Source organism: Streptomyces sp. Tek67B01, assembly GCF_055231995.1.
The window spans coordinates 4,806,233-4,821,965 of sequence record NZ_JBUYUY010000001.1 but is presented as its reverse complement, the minus strand read 5'-3'; the positions used below and the strand labels follow the sequence as shown (position 1 = coordinate 4,821,965).

At 72.2% G+C, this 15,733-nt stretch carries 14 protein-coding genes; 5 read left to right on the top strand and 9 right to left on the bottom strand.

Annotated features, from left to right (window positions below):
* Nucleotides 1-67: 67 nt before the first annotated feature.
* The 3 genes from ACV7NM_RS21625 to leuA form a co-directional block, all read right to left on the bottom strand.
* Nucleotides 68-1,684, bottom strand: a complete 1,617-nt coding sequence (locus ACV7NM_RS21625; protein WP_463411812.1) for a nucleobase:cation symporter-2 family protein — start codon at nt 1,682-1,684, stop codon at nt 68-70.
* 499 nt (nt 1,685-2,183) lie between these two features.
* Nucleotides 2,184-2,879, bottom strand: coding sequence for a tellurite resistance TerB family protein (locus ACV7NM_RS21620; RefSeq protein ID WP_463411811.1), 696 nt, complete (start codon nt 2,877-2,879; stop codon nt 2,184-2,186).
* A gap of 229 nt (nt 2,880-3,108) precedes the next feature.
* Nucleotides 3,109-4,872 carry a 2-isopropylmalate synthase gene (gene leuA / locus ACV7NM_RS21615; RefSeq protein WP_463411810.1) on the bottom strand — a complete coding sequence of 588 codons (1,764 nt, stop codon included), beginning with the start codon at nt 4,870-4,872 and terminating at the stop codon, nt 3,109-3,111.
* A 376-nt stretch (nt 4,873-5,248) separates the two neighbouring features.
* Between leuA and ACV7NM_RS21610 the strand changes: the two genes are divergently transcribed.
* The 4 genes from ACV7NM_RS21610 (at nt 5,249) to ACV7NM_RS21595 (ending at nt 8,290) form a co-directional block, all read left to right on the top strand.
* Nucleotides 5,249-6,313, top strand: coding sequence for a M4 family metallopeptidase (locus ACV7NM_RS21610; RefSeq protein ID WP_463411809.1), 1,065 nt, complete (start codon nt 5,249-5,251; stop codon nt 6,311-6,313).
* 10 nt (nt 6,314-6,323) lie between these two features.
* On the top strand, nt 6,324-6,593 hold the full coding sequence (locus tag ACV7NM_RS21605; RefSeq protein WP_463411808.1) for a protealysin inhibitor emfourin: 270 nt from the start codon (nt 6,324-6,326) through the stop codon (nt 6,591-6,593).
* Nucleotides 6,594-6,649: 56 nt separating this feature from the next.
* Nucleotides 6,650-7,471 carry a GNAT family N-acetyltransferase gene (locus ACV7NM_RS21600; protein ID WP_463411807.1) on the top strand — a complete coding sequence of 274 codons (822 nt, stop codon included), beginning with the start codon at nt 6,650-6,652 and terminating at the stop codon, nt 7,469-7,471.
* A gap of 117 nt (nt 7,472-7,588) precedes the next feature.
* Nucleotides 7,589-8,290, top strand: a complete 702-nt coding sequence (locus ACV7NM_RS21595; RefSeq protein ID WP_463411806.1) for an SAM-dependent methyltransferase — start codon at nt 7,589-7,591, stop codon at nt 8,288-8,290.
* Nucleotides 8,291-8,390: 100 nt separating this feature from the next.
* Here ACV7NM_RS21595 and era read toward each other — a convergent pair whose 3' ends face one another.
* Both era and ACV7NM_RS21585 read right to left on the bottom strand, forming a co-directional pair.
* Complete coding sequence (era, locus tag ACV7NM_RS21590) at nt 8,391-9,341, bottom strand: GTPase Era (protein WP_463411805.1); 951 nt, start codon at nt 9,339-9,341, stop codon at nt 8,391-8,393.
* 607 nt (nt 9,342-9,948) lie between these two features.
* A complete protein-coding gene (locus ACV7NM_RS21585) occupies nt 9,949-10,998 on the bottom strand; it encodes a GlxA family transcriptional regulator (protein WP_463411804.1) in 1,050 nt (349 codons plus the stop codon).
* 71 nt (nt 10,999-11,069) lie between these two features.
* Here ACV7NM_RS21585 and ACV7NM_RS21580 point away from each other — a divergent pair, with 71 nt between their 5' ends.
* A complete protein-coding gene (locus ACV7NM_RS21580) occupies nt 11,070-12,389 on the top strand; it encodes an MFS transporter (RefSeq protein WP_463411803.1) in 1,320 nt (439 codons plus the stop codon).
* 756 nt (nt 12,390-13,145) lie between these two features.
* Here ACV7NM_RS21580 and ACV7NM_RS21575 read toward each other — a convergent pair.
* The 4 genes from ACV7NM_RS21575 to ybeY form a co-directional block, all read right to left on the bottom strand.
* A complete protein-coding gene (locus tag ACV7NM_RS21575; RefSeq protein WP_463411802.1) occupies nt 13,146-13,499 on the bottom strand; it encodes a cytidine deaminase in 354 nt (117 codons plus the stop codon).
* Between the two features lie 68 nt (nt 13,500-13,567).
* A complete protein-coding gene (locus tag ACV7NM_RS21570; RefSeq protein ID WP_463411801.1) occupies nt 13,568-13,921 on the bottom strand; it encodes an MmcQ/YjbR family DNA-binding protein in 354 nt (117 codons plus the stop codon).
* On the bottom strand, nt 13,918-15,228 hold the full coding sequence (locus ACV7NM_RS21565) for a hemolysin family protein (RefSeq protein ID WP_463411800.1): 1,311 nt from the start codon (nt 15,226-15,228) through the stop codon (nt 13,918-13,920). Before ACV7NM_RS21565 ends, ACV7NM_RS21570 begins: the two co-directional genes overlap by 4 nt.
* A complete protein-coding gene (ybeY, locus tag ACV7NM_RS21560) occupies nt 15,225-15,722 on the bottom strand; it encodes an rRNA maturation RNase YbeY (RefSeq protein ID WP_463411799.1) in 498 nt (165 codons plus the stop codon). Before ybeY ends, ACV7NM_RS21565 begins: the two co-directional genes overlap by 4 nt.
* Nucleotides 15,723-15,733 lie beyond the last annotated feature (11 nt).

Genomic DNA, 15,733 nt, shown 5'->3' with positions numbered 1-15,733 from the left:
GGCCGGCGGGAAGGAGGGTGAGGGCCTCCTCCGGGGGAAGGAGGAGGCCCTCGGCTTTCGGGAGGGGTCAGGAGGCGGGGGCCGCGGCCTCGTCCGCCGGCTCCGGGGCGGCGGCGACCGCCACCGGTTCCCGCCCCTCGGCGGCCTCGGCCTTCGGCTCCGCGACGTCCTTCGCCACGACCTCCGCGTCGGTCTGCGCGTCGGTCTGCGCGGCGGTCTCGGACCCGGAGCGGGCCTCCGGCTCGGTTGCCGCGTCGACCGGGGAGTCGGACCCGTCCACCGCCGCCCGGGCCGGCAGGGCGAGCTGCGGGACGTTGTGCGCGTCGCCCTTGGCCAGTCCGTTGAAGAGCAGGTTCAAGACGATCGCCGCCGTGGCACCGAGCGTGACACCGCTGTTGAGCAGCGAGGACAGGTCCGCGTTCAGGTGCTTGTCGAAGTACGCCGGGACGGTGGCGGGGAAGAGCGCGAAGGCGAGGGAGACACCGACGATGAGCGCGTTCTTCTCCTCCCGGAGCTCCACCTTGCCCAGCGTCTGGATACCGGCCAGCGCGACCATGCCGAACATGACGGTGGCGGCGCCGCCCAGTACGCCGGGCGGGATCGCGGCGACGACGGCGGCCGCCTTGGGCAGCAGGCCCAAGACGATCATGACGACGCCGGCGGCGACCACCACGAACCGGCTCTTGACCTTGGTGACGCGGACCAGGCCGACGTTCTCGGCGAAGGCCACGTACGGGAAGGAGTTGAGCAGACCTCCGATGGCGGTGGCGGCGCCGTCGGCCCGCAGGGCGCGGGCCACGGTCTCGCTGTCGATGTCCTTGCCGACGATCTCGCCGATGGCGTAGGTGTCACCGGTGGTCTCCACCATGGTGATCAACATGACGATCAGCATGAGGAGGATCGGGAACCACTCGAACTTGGGGGCGCCGAAGTGGAAGGGGGTGCTCACCCCGACCCAGTCGGAGGTCTTGACCGCGTCGAGCTTCGCGTCGCCGAGGACGAACGCGAGGAGGGTGCCGGCGACCAGGCCCAGCAGGACCGCGATGCTGGACAGGAAGGGTCGGCGCAGCCGCATGACCACCAGGACGAACAGCATCGTGCCGACGGCGTAGGCCAGTTGCCTCGGGTCGCCGCCGTCGCCCACGAGCGGTGCTCCGCCCACGGCGTCCTTGAGGGCGACGGGGAGCAGGACGATGCCGAGGATGGTGATGACCGTGCCGGTGACGACCGGCGGGAAGAGCGACATCACGACGCGGAAGACCCGGGCGGGCATCCAGGCGAAGGCGAACGTGGCGAGTCCGGCCGTGATGACCGCGCCGTAGATGACGAGCAGGGCGGCCGTCCCGCCGCCCGCGCCGAGCCCGATGGCGATCATCGGGGAGACGGCGGTGAAGGTGACGCCCTGGATGATCGGCAGCCGGGAGCCGACGCGGCCGATGCCCCACGCCTGGATGATCGAGGCGATTCCGCAGGTGAAGAGGTCCGCGTTGATCAGGTAGATCAGGTCTTGGGGGCTCAGCTTGAGCGCACTGCCGACGAGGATCGGAACGATCACCGCGCCGGCGTAGAAGGCGAGTACGTGCTGGAAGCCGTACAGCGCGAGCTTGGGGAGGGGGAGCACCTCGTCGACCGGGTGCGTGCTCTGCTCTCCGTCGACGGGGAGCCGGGCGGCGACACGTGCCATCTCTGCCTTGCCCTTCAAGGTAGGTAAGTGAGAGGAGATCTGGTTGTCCCGGCCGAAGTGGTCTCCCCCAGCGCGTGCTGGGCTCCGTTGATCCGGCGGGGTTTCAGTGGAGTTCACGTGAATCGAAGCCCCGCTGTGTTACCGGCGGCGTCTCGTCGTGTGACCGGAATTGAACGCCTGTGGGTGGGCTCACAGATATCGTCGGCTTCGACAAAGTGTTGACGCTTTGGGGCGCTCGATCAGGAGGTTTCTCCACTGGTGCGAAAGCGGTCGCCTGGCGTAAAGGCGCCGACTCGCGGCCGTCCCCGGTGCCACGTCGCCTTGCCCGGCGTCACGGCTCTGACCTGCGGCGCGACGCCGGGAAGCGGTGGGCGCGCCCGTCGTCGAGCGCACGTTCGAGGCCGTCCGAGGGGTGGACACGCCGCCGCGCACGGTAAGGCCCCTCCGTCGGTGACGCGGATGACGGAGGGGCCGGTTCCGGCCTGACGTGGCCGGATCGTTACGGGGCTCGGACCGCCGACAGCAGGCGGGTGACCTCGTCGGCGCCCATGCGCAGCGCGGCGCCCACGGTGGCCAGCACCTCGCGCTCGGCCGGGATGTACGGCCCGTCGGCGAGGGCGATCCGGGCGCCCTGGAGCAGCAGCGACGCCCGACCCGGGCCGGCCAGGTGCGGGGCGAGCGGTTCCAGCGCCTCGTGGAGCTCGATGGACAGCGCGGCCCCGCGGCACTCGGGCCCGTCGTACAGGCCCAGCCGCCCCTCATCGGTCGCCAGGGCGTCCACCAGGGCCTCCAACTGCTCCTCGGTGCAGTCCTGGAACCCGGCGCCCCGTACGGCCACCACGGCCGCCTCCAGGGCGCTGCGGGAGGCGGTCCCGCCTGCGGCGAGGACGGCGAGCGTCACGGTGTGCACGGCGTCGCGCAGCATCGCCGAGAAGCGGGTGGTGGTCAGGTGGTCCAGCACGTCGGTGTCGAAGCGCTCCTTGCAGGCCTGGCACTCGACCACGGGCCCGGCGGACCCGCGCGGCAGCAGCGGCACCCCGAGGACCGCGAACCGGCGTCGGCCGGTGCGCCGGCGGTAGTTGCGGTCACCACCGCAGCCCGGGCAGAAGAACTCCCCGTCGGCCACGGTGCTCCAGGTGGTACGGATGCCCCATACGGTCAGCTTTCGGCCGTCCCCACCCCGAACTGGCAGCACGTCGCACCTCCGTATACGGACCCATGGCACCATCGCCGGGTGGGCGTGATGTTAGCCACATCCGTGAGTGTGTGTCAGGCGTGTGACGAGACAACCTGGTCCCGGAACCGGAGTTGGCCGATCTGCGCCCCCGCCGCTGCGCGTGCCGGGGGCACGGCCACGCCCGGGAAAAGCGGAACCCCGCACCTCTCCGAGGGGGTGCGGGGTTCGCCGTGCGAAGCCGGTGGGATCAGCGGCCCGCGCGGTTGACGGCGGAGATGACGGCCTTCAGCGAGGCGCGGGTCGTGTTGGCGTCGATGCCGATGCCCCACAGGACGCGGCCGTCGATCGCGCACTCGATGTACGACGCGGCGACGGCCGAGGCGCCCTCGCTCATCGTGTGCTCGGTGTAGTCCAGCAGGCGGGCGTCGACTCCGATGCCGGCCAGCGCGTCGAAGAAGGCCGAGATCGGACCGTTGCCGGTACCGGTCAGGACGGTCTCGACGCCGTCGACCACCGCCTCGACGGTCAGCGTGTCGGTGCCGTCCTTGTCGGTGGCCGTGGAGCCCGAGCGCAGCTGGATGCGGCCCCACGGGTTCTCGGGGTTGGGCAGGTACTCGTCCTGGAAGACGCCCCAGATCGCCTTCGGGGTGACCTCGCCGCCCTCGGCGTCGGTCTTGGCCTGGATGATCCGCGAGAACTCGATCTGCATGCGGCGCGGCAGGTCCAGCTTGTGGTCGTTCTTCAGGACGTAGGCGATGCCGCCCTTGCCGGACTGCGAGTTGACGCGGATGACGGCCTCGTAGGAACGGCCGACGTCCTTCGGGTCGATCGGCAGGTACGGCACGGCCCACTCGATCTCGTCCACGGTCTTGCCCTGGGCGGCCGCGTCGGCCTCCATGGCGTCGAAGCCCTTCTTGATGGCGTCCTGGTGGGAGCCGGAGAAGGCGGTGTAGACCAGGTCGCCCGCGTAGGGGTGGCGCGGGTGGACCTCCATCTGGTTGCAGTACTCGCTGGTGCGGCGGATCTCGTCGATCTGCGAGAAGTCGATCTGCGGGTCGATGCCCTGTGAGAACAGGTTCATCCCCAGCGTGATCAGGTCGACGTTGCCGGTGCGCTCGCCCTGCCCGAACAGGCAGCCCTCGATGCGGTCGGCGCCGGCCATCAGGGCCAGTTCGGCGGCCGCCACGGCGGTGCCGCGGTCGTTGTGGGGGTGGACGGAGATGCAGATGTGCTCGCGGCGGGTCAGGTTGCGTGCCATCCACTCGAAGCGGTCCGCGTGGGTGGACGGCGTCGAGCGCTCCACCGTGGCGGGCAGGTTCAGGATGATCTCGCGGCCCTGGCCGGGCTGCCACACGTCACACACCGCCTCGCAGACCTCCAGGGCGAAGTCCAGCTCGGTGTCGGTGAAGATCTCGGGGCTGTACTGGTAGCCGAAGGTCGTCTCGGGGCCCAGCAGCTTGTCGGCGTACTCCATGACCAGGCGGGTGCCGTCCACGGCGATCTGCTTGATCTGCTCCTTGGAACCGCGGAAGACGACCCGGCGGAAGGTGGGGGCGGTCGCGTTGTACAGGTGCACGGTGGCGCGCTTGGCGCCGACCAGCGACTCCACGGTCCGCTCGATCAGGTCCTCGCGGGCCTGCGTCAGTACCGAGATGGTGACGTCGTCGGGGATCGCGCCCTCTTCGATGATGGAGCGGACGAAGGCGAAGTCCGTGTCACCGGAGGAGGGGAAGCCGACCTCGATCTCCTTGTAGCCCATGCGCACCAGCAGGTCGAACATCTCGCGCTTGCGGGCGGGGGTCATCGGGTCGATCAGCGACTGGTTCCCGTCGCGCAGGTCGGTGGACAGCCAGCGGGGGGCCTTGGTGACGCGGGCGTCCGGCCAGGTGCGGTCCGGGATCTCCACCTGCTCGTAGAAGCCGTACTTGTGGATGGGCATCCCGGACGGCTTCTGCGTATGGGTCGCGTTCGTGATGGGCGTGGGGCGACCTGCGAAAGTGTGCTGACTCATGGCGTGGGGCTCCTCGCGTGTCCGCGTGTAGTTCGCTGGGACGGCCGACGGCGGTCGTAAATCCGCAACACCAAACTCCGCGGGGAGGGGGCCGGCCTACGACTACAGACCCTCGCCGCGGCAGCTAAGGAGAAGCAGCCCGAAACGCATGATGGGCCGAGCCTAGCCGAGCCGCGCCGTAACGCGAGGACCTGTTTCAGTATGCAAGACCTCCTGGTCCGTTTTATACCCCTTTGTGAATTAAGACTCGCTTTGGATCTGCAATGGCCGGACATCTCCGGTCGATCCGTCAACGCGGCGCGACACCTTTCAGACAACCGAATGAATCATGGTCGCGATTGGTGACAGCGCCGTCACGCACTGCCACATTGCGCACATGGATGCCACTCTTCGCCCCGGCCGGCCCGTCTTCTGCACGGTCGTCCCTCCCCACCTGCTCGACCGCATCGCCCGATCGCGGGACGAGCGCCGCGCCGACACCGCCCAGCGCACCCTCGAACACGACGCCGCCCTGCGCACCCGCCGCCGGGTCACCACCGTCCGCGGCATCGTCCCGGCGCCGACGACGCCCGTCACCGACGAGCCGCGGCGGACGGTGTACGACGCCGGGCACAGCACCCGGCTGCCGGGCACCCGGGTGCGCGGCGAAGGCGACGAACCGACCGGCGACGCGAGCGCCAACCGCGCGTACGCCGGTCTGGGAGCCACGTACGAACTGTTCCTCAAGGGCTTCGGGCGCCACTCGATCGACGACGCGGGGCTGCCATTGGACGCGAGCGTCCACTACGGCGAGGACTACGACAACGCCTTCTGGGACGGCCGCCAGATGGTCTTCGGGGACGGCGACGGCGACCTCTTCCTCGACTTCACGGTGTCCGTCGACGTGATCGGGCACGAACTGACCCACGGCGTCACCCAGTACACGGCCAACCTGGAGTACCGGGGCCAGTCGGGCGCGCTGAACGAGTCGATGTCGGACGTGTTCGGCTCGCTGATCAAGCAGTACTCGCTGGGGCAGACCGCCGACCAGGCGGACTGGCTGATCGGCGCGGGCCTGCTCGGACCGGCCGTCACCGGGGTCGCCCTGCGCTCGATGAAGGCACCGGGGACGGCGTACGACGACGACGAGCTCGGCAAGGACCCGCAGCCCGCGACGATGGACGGCTACGTGACCACGCACGGCGACAACGGCGGCGTGCACATCAACTCCGGCATCCCCAACCACGCGTTCTACATCGTGGCGACCGAGCTGGGCGGCAAGGCCTGGGAGCGGGCCGGGCGGATCTGGTACGACACGCTGACCGGCGGCGCGCTCGCCCCCGACGCCGACTTCGCGGACTTCGCCCGGCTCTCGGTCGCGGCGGCCGTCGCCCGGTACGGGGAAGGCGGCGCGGAGCACCAGGCGATGCAGAAGGCGTGGTCGGCGGTCGGCTTGGGGTAGAAGGGCCGACATGCGGATTCTGGTGGTACGGACGGGCGGCTTCACGGGCATCGAGCGCCGGGTCGAGGTGGACACCTCGGGCCGGCCCGACGAGGACGAGTGGCAGGCGCTGGCGCTGCTGGCGCTGCGCCCCGGCCCCCCGGGGCACGGGCCGGACCGGGTGCGGGACGGGTTCTCGTACCGGATCACGGTGGACGGGCGGACCGTGGCCTGCTCGGAGCCGTACCTGTCGGAGGCCCAGCGGAGCCTGATCACGCGCGTGCTGAAGGAGGGTGCGTAGCGGCGCCGGGCCGGAAATCGGATGACCGGCGCCGGCGGCTTTGTTTGGATGACCGGATGACCATCCAAACGATCTTGGCTTCGCTGGAGCAGTACTACGACGCCGTGCCGCGCGCGGGCGGCGCCCGGGCGGAGGACTTCGGGCCGCTGACCCTCTTCGTACAGGAGGGCGACGGCTGGGCGTACTACGCGCGGCCCACGCTCGGCGGCTCCGAGGCCCGCGTCGCGGACGTCGAGCGGGTCCTGGCCCGCCAGCGGGAGCTCAAACTGCCCGAAGCCTTCGAATGGGTGGCCGAAAACAGCCCCTCGCTCCGCGCTTCGGTGGAGGCCGCGGGGCTCCACGTCCACGCCCACCCGCTCATGGTGCTGGACACTTCGGCTCCGCTCCCGACGCCGCCGGCAGCGGCGCGGGTGCTCGGCGCGGACGACCCCTTCCTGAGGGCCGCGGTGACGGTACCGATGCTGGCCTTCGCGACACCGGGCACGGGTCTGGGCGAGGCCGGTCCGGCGGAACTCGCGGCGGCGACCGCGGACGCGGCGGTGGAGGTGCGTCGCGCCGCTGTCGCGGAGAACATCGCGTCGGGCCGCACCGCACTGGCCGCCGCCGTCCGGGACGGGGTCGTGCTGTGCTCGGGCCAGTACAACCCGGTCGGCGAGGTCGCCGAGATCGTCGCCGTCGGCACCCTCCCGGCGGCCCGCCGCCAGGGACTGGCCCTCGCCGTGACGGCGGCACTGGTCACCGAGGCGCTCGCGCGGGGCGTCCGTACGGTGTTCCTCTCGGCGGGCGACGAGGACGTGGCCCGGATCTACGGGCGGGCCGGCTTCCGCCGGGTGGGGACGGCCCTGATCGCGGAACCCCCGGCGGCGGACGGCGTCTGAGGCCCGCCCCCCCGGAGCACGGGCGGCATTTTGCCGGATCGGCAAGGTTGTTTGCGCCCGCGCGGCGGCCGGGCCGACGATCGGCATATCGACGACCGCGCAGGAAGAGAGATCCCGATGCCCGAGGAAGCCCCGTCCACCGAACACGCAGAACACGCAGAAGCCGTCTCACACGCCGAACACGCCTCGCACGCCGTCCCGGAGGGCGGCGAGGAGTACTGGGACTCCCGCTACCGCGAGAGCGATCGCGTGTGGAGCGGCGACGCCAACGCCGTGCTTGTCCGTGAGGCCGAGGGGCTCGCCCCCGGCCGCGCCTTGGACCTCGGCTGCGGCGAGGGCGGCGACGCCGTGTGGCTGGCCCGGCAGGGCTGGCGGGTCACCGCGACCGACATCTCCGGTGTCGCGCTGGAACGGGCGCAGACGCACGCGAAGGAGGCCGGGGTCGGCGACCGGGTCGACTGGCAGCGCCACGACCTGGCCCGGTCCTTCCCGGACGGCGAGTTCGACCTGGTCTCCGCGTGCTTCCTGCACACCTACGGGGACTTCCCGCGGGAGCGGGTCCTGCGCAGGGCCGCCGCGGCCGTGGCCCCGGGCGGCGTCCTGCTCGTCGTCGGCCACGCGGGGTGGCCCGCCTGGCACGACCACCCGGACCACTCGGTGCACTTCCCGACCCCGGACGAGGTGGTGGCGCAACTGGAGCTGCCGGAGGGCGAGTGGGAGGTGCTGCTCGCGGAGGAACACGAGCGGATCCAGACCCGGCCCGACGGCCGGCCCGCGCCCCGCACGGACAACGCGGTGAAGGTCTTGCGGCTGCCTTAGCGCGCCAAAACGCCCCGGAGGGCCGGCCCCGTCTCTCGTCCGGCCGGCCCCGTCTTTCGCGCGGCCGAGACCGGCGGAGCCGACCCGACCCCCAGCAAGATCAGAATCCGAGCTTGCGCAGCTGCTTGGGGTCGCGCTGCCAGTCCTTGGCCACCTTCACGTGGAGGTCCAGGAAGACGGGGGTGCCCAGGAGCGCCTCGATGTGCTTGCGCGACTTCATCCCGACCTCCTTGAGACGGGAGCCCTTCGGGCCGATGATGATGCCCTTCTGGCTGGGCCGCTCGATGTAGACGTTCGCGTGGATGTCGAGCAGCGGGCGGTCCGCCGGACGGTTCTCCCGCGGGATCATCTCCTCCACGACCACAGCGATCGAGTGCGGCAGCTCGTCGCGTACGCCCTCCAGCGCGGCCTCCCGGATGAGTTCCGCGACCATCACCATCTCGGGCTCGTCGGTGAGGTCACCCTCGGGGTACAGCGGCGGGCTCTCCGGCAGCAGCGGCGCGATCAGGTCCGCCAGCAGTTGGACCTGGCTGTCGCCGACCGCCGACACGGGGACGATCTCGGCCCACTCGAAGCCGAGCTCCGCGCCGAGCTGGTGGATGGCGAGGAGCTGCTCGGCGAGCTGCTTCGATTCCACCAGGTCGGTCTTGGTCACGATGGCGATCTTGGGGGTCTTCTTGATCGCCGCGAGTTCCTTCGCGATGAACTTGTCCCCGGGTCCGAGCTTCTGGTCGGCCGGCAGGCAGAAGCCGATGACGTCGACCTCGGCCCAGGTGGTCCGTACGACGTCGTTCAGGCGCTCGCCGAGCAGGGTGCGCGGCTTGTGCAGGCCGGGGGTGTCGACCAGCACCAGTTGGGCGTCGGGGCGGTGCACGATGCCGCGAACGGTATGGCGGGTGGTCTGCGGCCGGCTCGAGGTGATCGCGACCTTGGTGCCCACGAGCGCGTTGGTCAGGGTCGACTTGCCCGCGTTGGGACGGCCGACGAAACAGGCGAAGCCCGCGCGGTGCGGGGCGGTGGGCTCGGGGGAACGATCGCTCATACGGGCCATTCTCCCCGATGCCGCTCCCAGCGCCGACCAGGCCACGGTCGCGAGGGCCAACGCGGTCGTGAGCCGGGGCCGCCTCGCGCGGTCGGCGGTGCCTTCGGCGCTCGCCCCGGCGTCCCCGGCGCGCACGGTCGGCCGGGCCCACTCCAAGGCCGGCGGATCGGCCCCCGGGCCGCGCGGACGCACCTCCTGGCCTCGCAGCAGCTCCGCCGGCAGGCCGGTGAGTGGACGGTCGGCCAGGGTGCGGCCGGCCAGACCGGTCGCGGTGAGGGAGCGGTGAGGGAGGCGCGCGGCCGGAGGGTGACGTTGCCGAGGTTGCGCAGGGTGTACGTGACCTCCGCGCCGTTGCCGTCGGCGCGGACCCGGACGTCCCGGACGTCCCGGACGGCGAGCGCGGGGGCGGTGGGACCGGTGACCCGGAGGTGGAGGCGGCCGGCCGGACGCCGATCCCGGTCCGCGGTCTCGGCGGCTCCGGTCCGCCCGCCACCGTCACACCCGCGCCCGCGGCCGGGGAGAAGCCCGAGCCGGTGACCGGACCCCGGCGCCGCGGTACCCGCCCCCTGGGGTTGCGTCCGACCGGGGGGCATTCACAAGCCGGGGGCGGGAGAGGTCAATGCACGGAATCCGCCTCGGCTGACGACCCGTCAGGCAACAGCGATGAGCCGCCGACCGCCCGGAACGTCCTGCGGTACCCGGTCGGGCTCACCCCCAGCGCGGTCTGTACGTGCTTGCGCAGTGACTGGGCCGCCCCGAACCCGCTCTCCCGCGCCACCTGTTCCATCGGGAGCTCCGTCAGCTCCAGCAGCCGTCGGGCCCGCTCGACGCGTTGCGCGACGATCCACTCGCCCGGGCTCACCCCGACCTCCTCGCGGAACCGGCGCGTGAACGTCCGTACGGACACGGCCTCCTGGCGGGCCAGGTCGCTGAGTCTGATCGGCTCGTGCAGTCGCTCCAGCAGCCAGGCCCGCGCGGAAGCGGTGCCGGTCCGCTGCGGTTCGGGGACGGGGCGTTCGATGAACTGGGCCTGCCCGCCCTCCCGGTGGGGCGGCACCACGGTCCGCCGGGCCACGTCGTTGGCGACGGCGGCGCCGTGGTCGCGGCGCACGATGTGCAGGCACAAGTCGATGCCGGCCGCGACTCCGGCGGAGGTGAGTACGTCCCCCTCGTCGGTGTAGAGCACGTCGGCGTCGACGAGCACCCGGGGGAACAGCCGCTGGAAGTGCTCGGCGTGGGCCCAATGGGTCGTCGCTCGAAGGCCGTCCAGGTACCCCGCGGCGGCCAGCACGTAACCACCCGTACAGATGGAGACGAGCCGGGTGCCGGGGCGGATGTGGGTCAGGGCGGCGGCGAGTTCGTCCGTCAGCCCGCCGTACTCGTACACCGGCCCGAGCTCGTACGAAGCCGGCACCACGACCGTGTCGGCCGTTGCGAGCAGCTCCGGGCCGTGTTCGACGCGGATCGCGAAGTCCGCGTCGGTGGGCACCTGCCCCGCGGCAAGTCCGCAGGTGAGGATCTCGTACAGCGGCTGCCCCGTACGGTCCTTGGCCCGGCCGAAGATCCGGTGCGGAATGCCGAGTTCGAAGGGCAGCAGTCCGGCGAGGGCGAGGACGACGACCCGGTGGGCGGCGGTTCTCGACGGGACCTGTATGGGGGGCTCCATGGCCCGATCGTACCGAAGCATGTCGTTCAGGCCACTGTCGCCGGGTGCCCCTGCGGCCCGAAGCTTTCGGGGTGACCCAGACAGCACCCACGCCCGCACCCACGCCCGCCGCCGATCCCGCTCCCCCGCCCGCCCCGCGCACACCCGGTCGCGTCCACCGCGCCTGGTTCGTCGCGGCCGTCGCCTTCGTGACGATCGTCGGCGCCGCCGCCTTCGCCTCCCTGCCCGGGCTGCTCATCGAGCCGCTCCACGAGGAGTTCGACTGGTCGCGCGGCACCATCGGCTTCGCCGTCTCCGTCAACCTCGCCCTCTATGGGCTGACCGCACCGTTCGCGGCCGCGCTGATGGACCGTTTCGGCATGCGCCGGGTCGTGGCGGGGGCCCTGCTCGTCATATCCGTCGGGGCGGTGGCCACGGTCTGGATGACCGCGGCCTGGCAACTGGTGCTGCTGTGGGGGGTGCTGGTCGGTCTGGGCAGCGGCTCGATGGCCATGGCGTTCGCCGCGACCGTGACCAACCGCTGGTTCACCGCCCGCCGCGGACTCGTCACCGGCGTCCTGACCGCGGCCGGCGCCTCCGGACAGTTGATCTTCCTTCCGTTGCTGTCCTGGCTGGTGGAACGCCACGGATGGCGCCCCGGCGCGGTCACCGTGTCGCTGGCCGCACTGGTCGTGGTGCCGTTCGTGTGGCTGCTGCTGCGCGACCACCCCGCGGACGTGGGGCTCGCGCCGTACGGGGGCACGTACGCTGCCAAGCCCGCGCCGTCCCGCGGGGCGGCGGGGCGAGCGGTGTCGGTGCTGTTCAAGGCGGCCCGGACCGGCCCCTTCTGGCTCCTGGCCGGCACTTTCGCGATCTGCGGCGCCTCGACCAACGGGCTGGTGCGGACCCACTTCGTGCCCGCGGCGCACGACCACGGCATGCCGGTGACGGCGGCCGCGGGGCTGCTCGCGGTGGTCGGCGTGTTCGACGTGCTCGGCACGATCGCCTCCGGCTGGTTCACCGACCGGTTCGAAGCCCGTCGACTGCTGGCGGTGTACTACGCCCTGCGCGGCATCTCGCTGCTGTTCCTGCCGATGCTGATGGCGCCGTCCGTGCACCCGCCGATGGTCTTCTTCATCGTCTTCTACGGCCTGGACTGGGTCGCGACCGTCCCGCCCACCATCGCCCTGTGCCGCGAGCAGTACGGGGAGGACAGCGCCATCGTCTTCGGCTGGGTCCTGGCCTCGCACCAAGTGGGCGCGGCCCTGGTGGCCTTCCTGGGCGGCCTGGCACGGGACGCGTTCGGCTCGTACGACCTGGTCTGGTACGCGGCGGGCGCGCTGTGCGCGGTGGCCGCCCTGATGGCCATGGTCATCCGCCGCCGCCCTTCCGCCACCCCGGCCACAGCCTGACGCGGCGCCGGTCGCCCCGGGCCCCGGACGCTCGTCGCCGGGGGCGCCTGGCGCCCGGTGGGCAGCGGTAGCTCCCGCGGCGGTGCGCTGAGGCCGGTCCGGGCGTCCGCTTGGCCGGCCGGGCTGCTACGACGCCCGGGTCGGCACCGACCCGCCCGTATCGCCCGCCGCCCGGCCCCGGCCGCCGGCCAACCCACGCGCCGACCGCGATGCCGGCGGGCCGGCCGGCGCGGCGCGGGTGTGCCGGCACGGCTGCCGGGGCCGGGCGGCGGGCGGCGGACGGCGGGCGGCACCCTGGTGGTCGTCGGCGTCGCGCCGGCCGACACCCCCGGCGGCCTGCCTGCTCGGCGCCGCCGCGAGCGCGTGGAACACGGTCCGCGGGTGGCTGGGGTCCCGGGCCCGCCGGCCGGTCATGGGTCTCGCCGACGGTTGCTCCGGCGTCAGCGGCCCGTGTGAGCCCGTTGCCAGGCGTCCAGCCCGCCGGGACGGTGGACCTGCGGCCACCGACCGAGGCCACCCCGCCCCGCCGGCGTCACCGACTGTTCCGGCCCGGCCCGCCCCGCCGCTCAACGGATTGCGCCGCGTCCGCCCGGCCGCGCCGATGTTCCCGCGCGCCCCGCGCTCGTCCGGCACCGCCGCCGGGACGGCGGACTTGAGACCGGCACCCCCGGCCGCCCGGCCCGCCTGGACGCGGGCCCCGGCCCGCCCGCGGCGCCCGCGCCGGTCCGACCCGCAGGCGCCGGCCGGGCGGGCCCGTCAGCCCGCCGGCGTCGTGGACTTCAGGGTGCCGTCCGGGGCCGCCAGGAGGACCGGGGTGTCCGGGCCGCCGAGGTCGCGGACGGCCGCGCGGTCCGCGTCGGCCGGGGCGTCCGCCGCGCTCACCACGGCGGCGGCCTCCAGCGACCGGGCCCCGCTGGCCACCGCCATCGCGACCGCCGTCCGCAGCGCGCTCAGCTTGAGGGAGTCCAGCTCCACGGTCCCGGCCACGTACGTGCGGCCCGTCTCGTCGCGCACCGCCGCGCCCTCCGGCACGCCGTTGCGGGCGCGGGCGCTGCGCGCCAGTGTGATGATCTTGCTGTCCTCGGGGTCGATCCCGGTGTCGTCGCTCATGGGCGAAAGCATAGGGAGCGCCCCGGCGGGTCCGGGGGACGGCCCCGCCGAGCCGCCGCCCCGACCGGTCAGGGCCGGTCCAGCCGCAACCGCTCGGCCTTCGGCAGCCCGGCGACCACCAGGTCGTACGAGTCCTCCACCAGCTCCCGGACCATCTCGTCCGGCAGCCCGGCGACCGTCACCGTGTTCCAGTGCCGCTTGTTCATGTGCCAGCCCGGCGCGATCGCCTCGTGCTCCGCCCGCAGCCGCACCGCCGCCTCCGGCTCGCACTTGAGGTTGATCTTCAACGGTTCGGCGTCCAGCGCCGTCAGCGCGAACACCTTGCCGAGCACCTTGAACACCGAGGTCTCCGGCGTGAAGGGGAACTCCTCCACCGCCGCGTTGAAGCCAAGGCAGAACGCGCGCAGCTCCGCGGGGGTCATTCGGGCACCACCGCGCCCTCGTCCGGCTCCGTCACCACGGGCTCCACCAACACCGTCACGATCTTGTTCCGGCGGCCGGCGGGGGATTCGGCGGTCAGCCGCAGCGGCCGGCCGTCGGGCAGCTCGACCACGGCCGACGCGCCCGCGATCGGCACCCGGCCCAGCGCCTTGGCGAGCAGGCCGCCGACCGTCTCCACGTCCTCGTCGTCGAAGGCCTCGACCTTGAACAGCTCCCCGAGGTCGGTGATGTCGAGGCGGGCGGTGACCCGGTACCGGTCGTCACCGAGCTCCTCGACCGGCGGGAGTTCGCGGTCGTACTCGTCGGTGATCTCGCCGACGATCTCCTCCAGGATGTCCTCGATCGTCACGATGCCCGCCGTACCGCCGTACTCGTCGATGACGACGGCCACGTGGTTGCGTACCGACTGCATCTCGCGGAGCAGGTCACCGGCGTTCTTGGTGTCGGGCACGAAGACGGCCGGCCGTATCGCCGTCGAGACGAGGTCGGACTCCGCCTCCCGGCTGATGTGCGTCTTGCGGACCAGGTCCTTCAGGTAGACGATCCCGACGATGTCGTCCTCGTTCTCCCCGGTCACCGGGATGCGCGAAAAGCCGGAGCGCAGCGCGAGCGTGGTCGCCTGCCGGACCGTCTTGTACCGCTCGATGCACACGAGGTCGGTGCGGGGCACCATCACCTCGCGCACGAGGGTGTCGCCGAGTTCGAAGACCTGGTGCACCATCCGGCGCTCGTCGTCCTCGATCAGCGATTCCTTCTCCGCCAGGTCCACCATGGCCCGCAGCTCGGCCTCGGAGGCGAACGGCCCCTTGCGGAAGCCCTTGCCCGGGGTGAGCGCGTTGCCGAGGAGGATCAGCAGCTGCGGGATCGGCCCCATGACCCGGGCGAGCGGGACGAGTACGTACGCGGCCGCGGTCGCCGTGTTCAGCGGGTGCTGGCGGCCGATGGTGCGCGGGGACACCCCCACCGCCACGTACGACACCAGCACCATCACGGCGATGGCCACGAGCAGCGCGGTCCAGTTCTCGCCGAACTCGTCCAGGCAGACGTAGGTGACGAACACGCCCGCCGCCATCTCGCAGGTGACCCGGACGAGCAGCGCCACATTGACGTAGCGGGTCGGGTCCCCGGTGACCTGCGCCAGCTTGGCACTGCCGCGCCGGCCCTCCCGTACGGCCTGCTCGGCACGGAAGCTGGAGACGCGGGCGATCCCGGACTCCGCGCAGGCCGCGAACCACGCCACGACGACCAGCAGCACCGCGCCGCTGATCAGCTGCGGTGCGCCGGTCACGAGACGGTGGGGGCGGGGGACGGGCCGGTCAGGCCGCGCTCACCGCGCCAGCCGTCGACGATGGCCGCCTGGAGGCCGAACATCTCGGCCTTCTCGTCCGGCTCCTCGTGGTCGTACCCGAGCAGGTGCAGCACCCCGTGGACGGTCAGGAGCTGGAGTTCCTCGTCCATGGAGTGCCGCGTCGGCGCTTCCTCGCCCTGACGCTTGGCGACTTCCGGGCACAGCACGATGTCGCCGAGGAGCCCCTGCGGGGGCTCCTCGTCGTCCTTCGCCGGGGGACGCAGTTCGTCCATCGGGAAGGACATGACGTCGGTGGGTCCTGGCAGGTCCATCCACTGGATGTGGAGCTGCTCCATCGCCTCCTCGTCGACGACGATGACGGACAGCTCGGACAGCGGGTGGATACGCATCCGGGTGAGCGCGTAGCGGGCGATGTCGAGGACCGCCTGCTCGTCGACCTCCATCCCGGATTCGTTGTTGACGTCGATCGACATGGTGCGCTGAG

Coding starts and splice junctions, on each gene's coding strand:
- ACV7NM_RS21625 (WP_463411812.1), bottom strand. CDS start 1,684: ATGGCACGTGTCGCCGCCCGGCTCCCCGTCGACGGAGAGCAGAGCACG.
- leuA (WP_463411810.1), bottom strand. CDS start 4,872: ATGAGTCAGCACACTTTCGCAGGTCGCCCCACGCCCATCACGAACGCG.
- ACV7NM_RS21610 (WP_463411809.1), top strand. CDS start 5,249: ATGGATGCCACTCTTCGCCCCGGCCGGCCCGTCTTCTGCACGGTCGTC.
- ACV7NM_RS21605 (WP_463411808.1), top strand. CDS start 6,324: ATGCGGATTCTGGTGGTACGGACGGGCGGCTTCACGGGCATCGAGCGC.
- ACV7NM_RS21600 (WP_463411807.1), top strand. CDS start 6,650: ATGACCATCCAAACGATCTTGGCTTCGCTGGAGCAGTACTACGACGCC.
- ACV7NM_RS21595 (WP_463411806.1), top strand. CDS start 7,589: ATGCCCGAGGAAGCCCCGTCCACCGAACACGCAGAACACGCAGAAGCC.
- era (WP_463411805.1), bottom strand. CDS start 9,341: ATGGCCCGTATGAGCGATCGTTCCCCCGAGCCCACCGCCCCGCACCGC.
- ACV7NM_RS21585 (WP_463411804.1), bottom strand. CDS start 10,998: ATGGAGCCCCCCATACAGGTCCCGTCGAGAACCGCCGCCCACCGGGTC.
- ACV7NM_RS21575 (WP_463411802.1), bottom strand. CDS start 13,499: ATGAGCGACGACACCGGGATCGACCCCGAGGACAGCAAGATCATCACA.
- ACV7NM_RS21570 (WP_463411801.1), bottom strand. CDS start 13,921: ATGACCCCCGCGGAGCTGCGCGCGTTCTGCCTTGGCTTCAACGCGGCG.
- ybeY (WP_463411799.1), bottom strand. CDS start 15,722: ATGTCGATCGACGTCAACAACGAATCCGGGATGGAGGTCGACGAGCAG.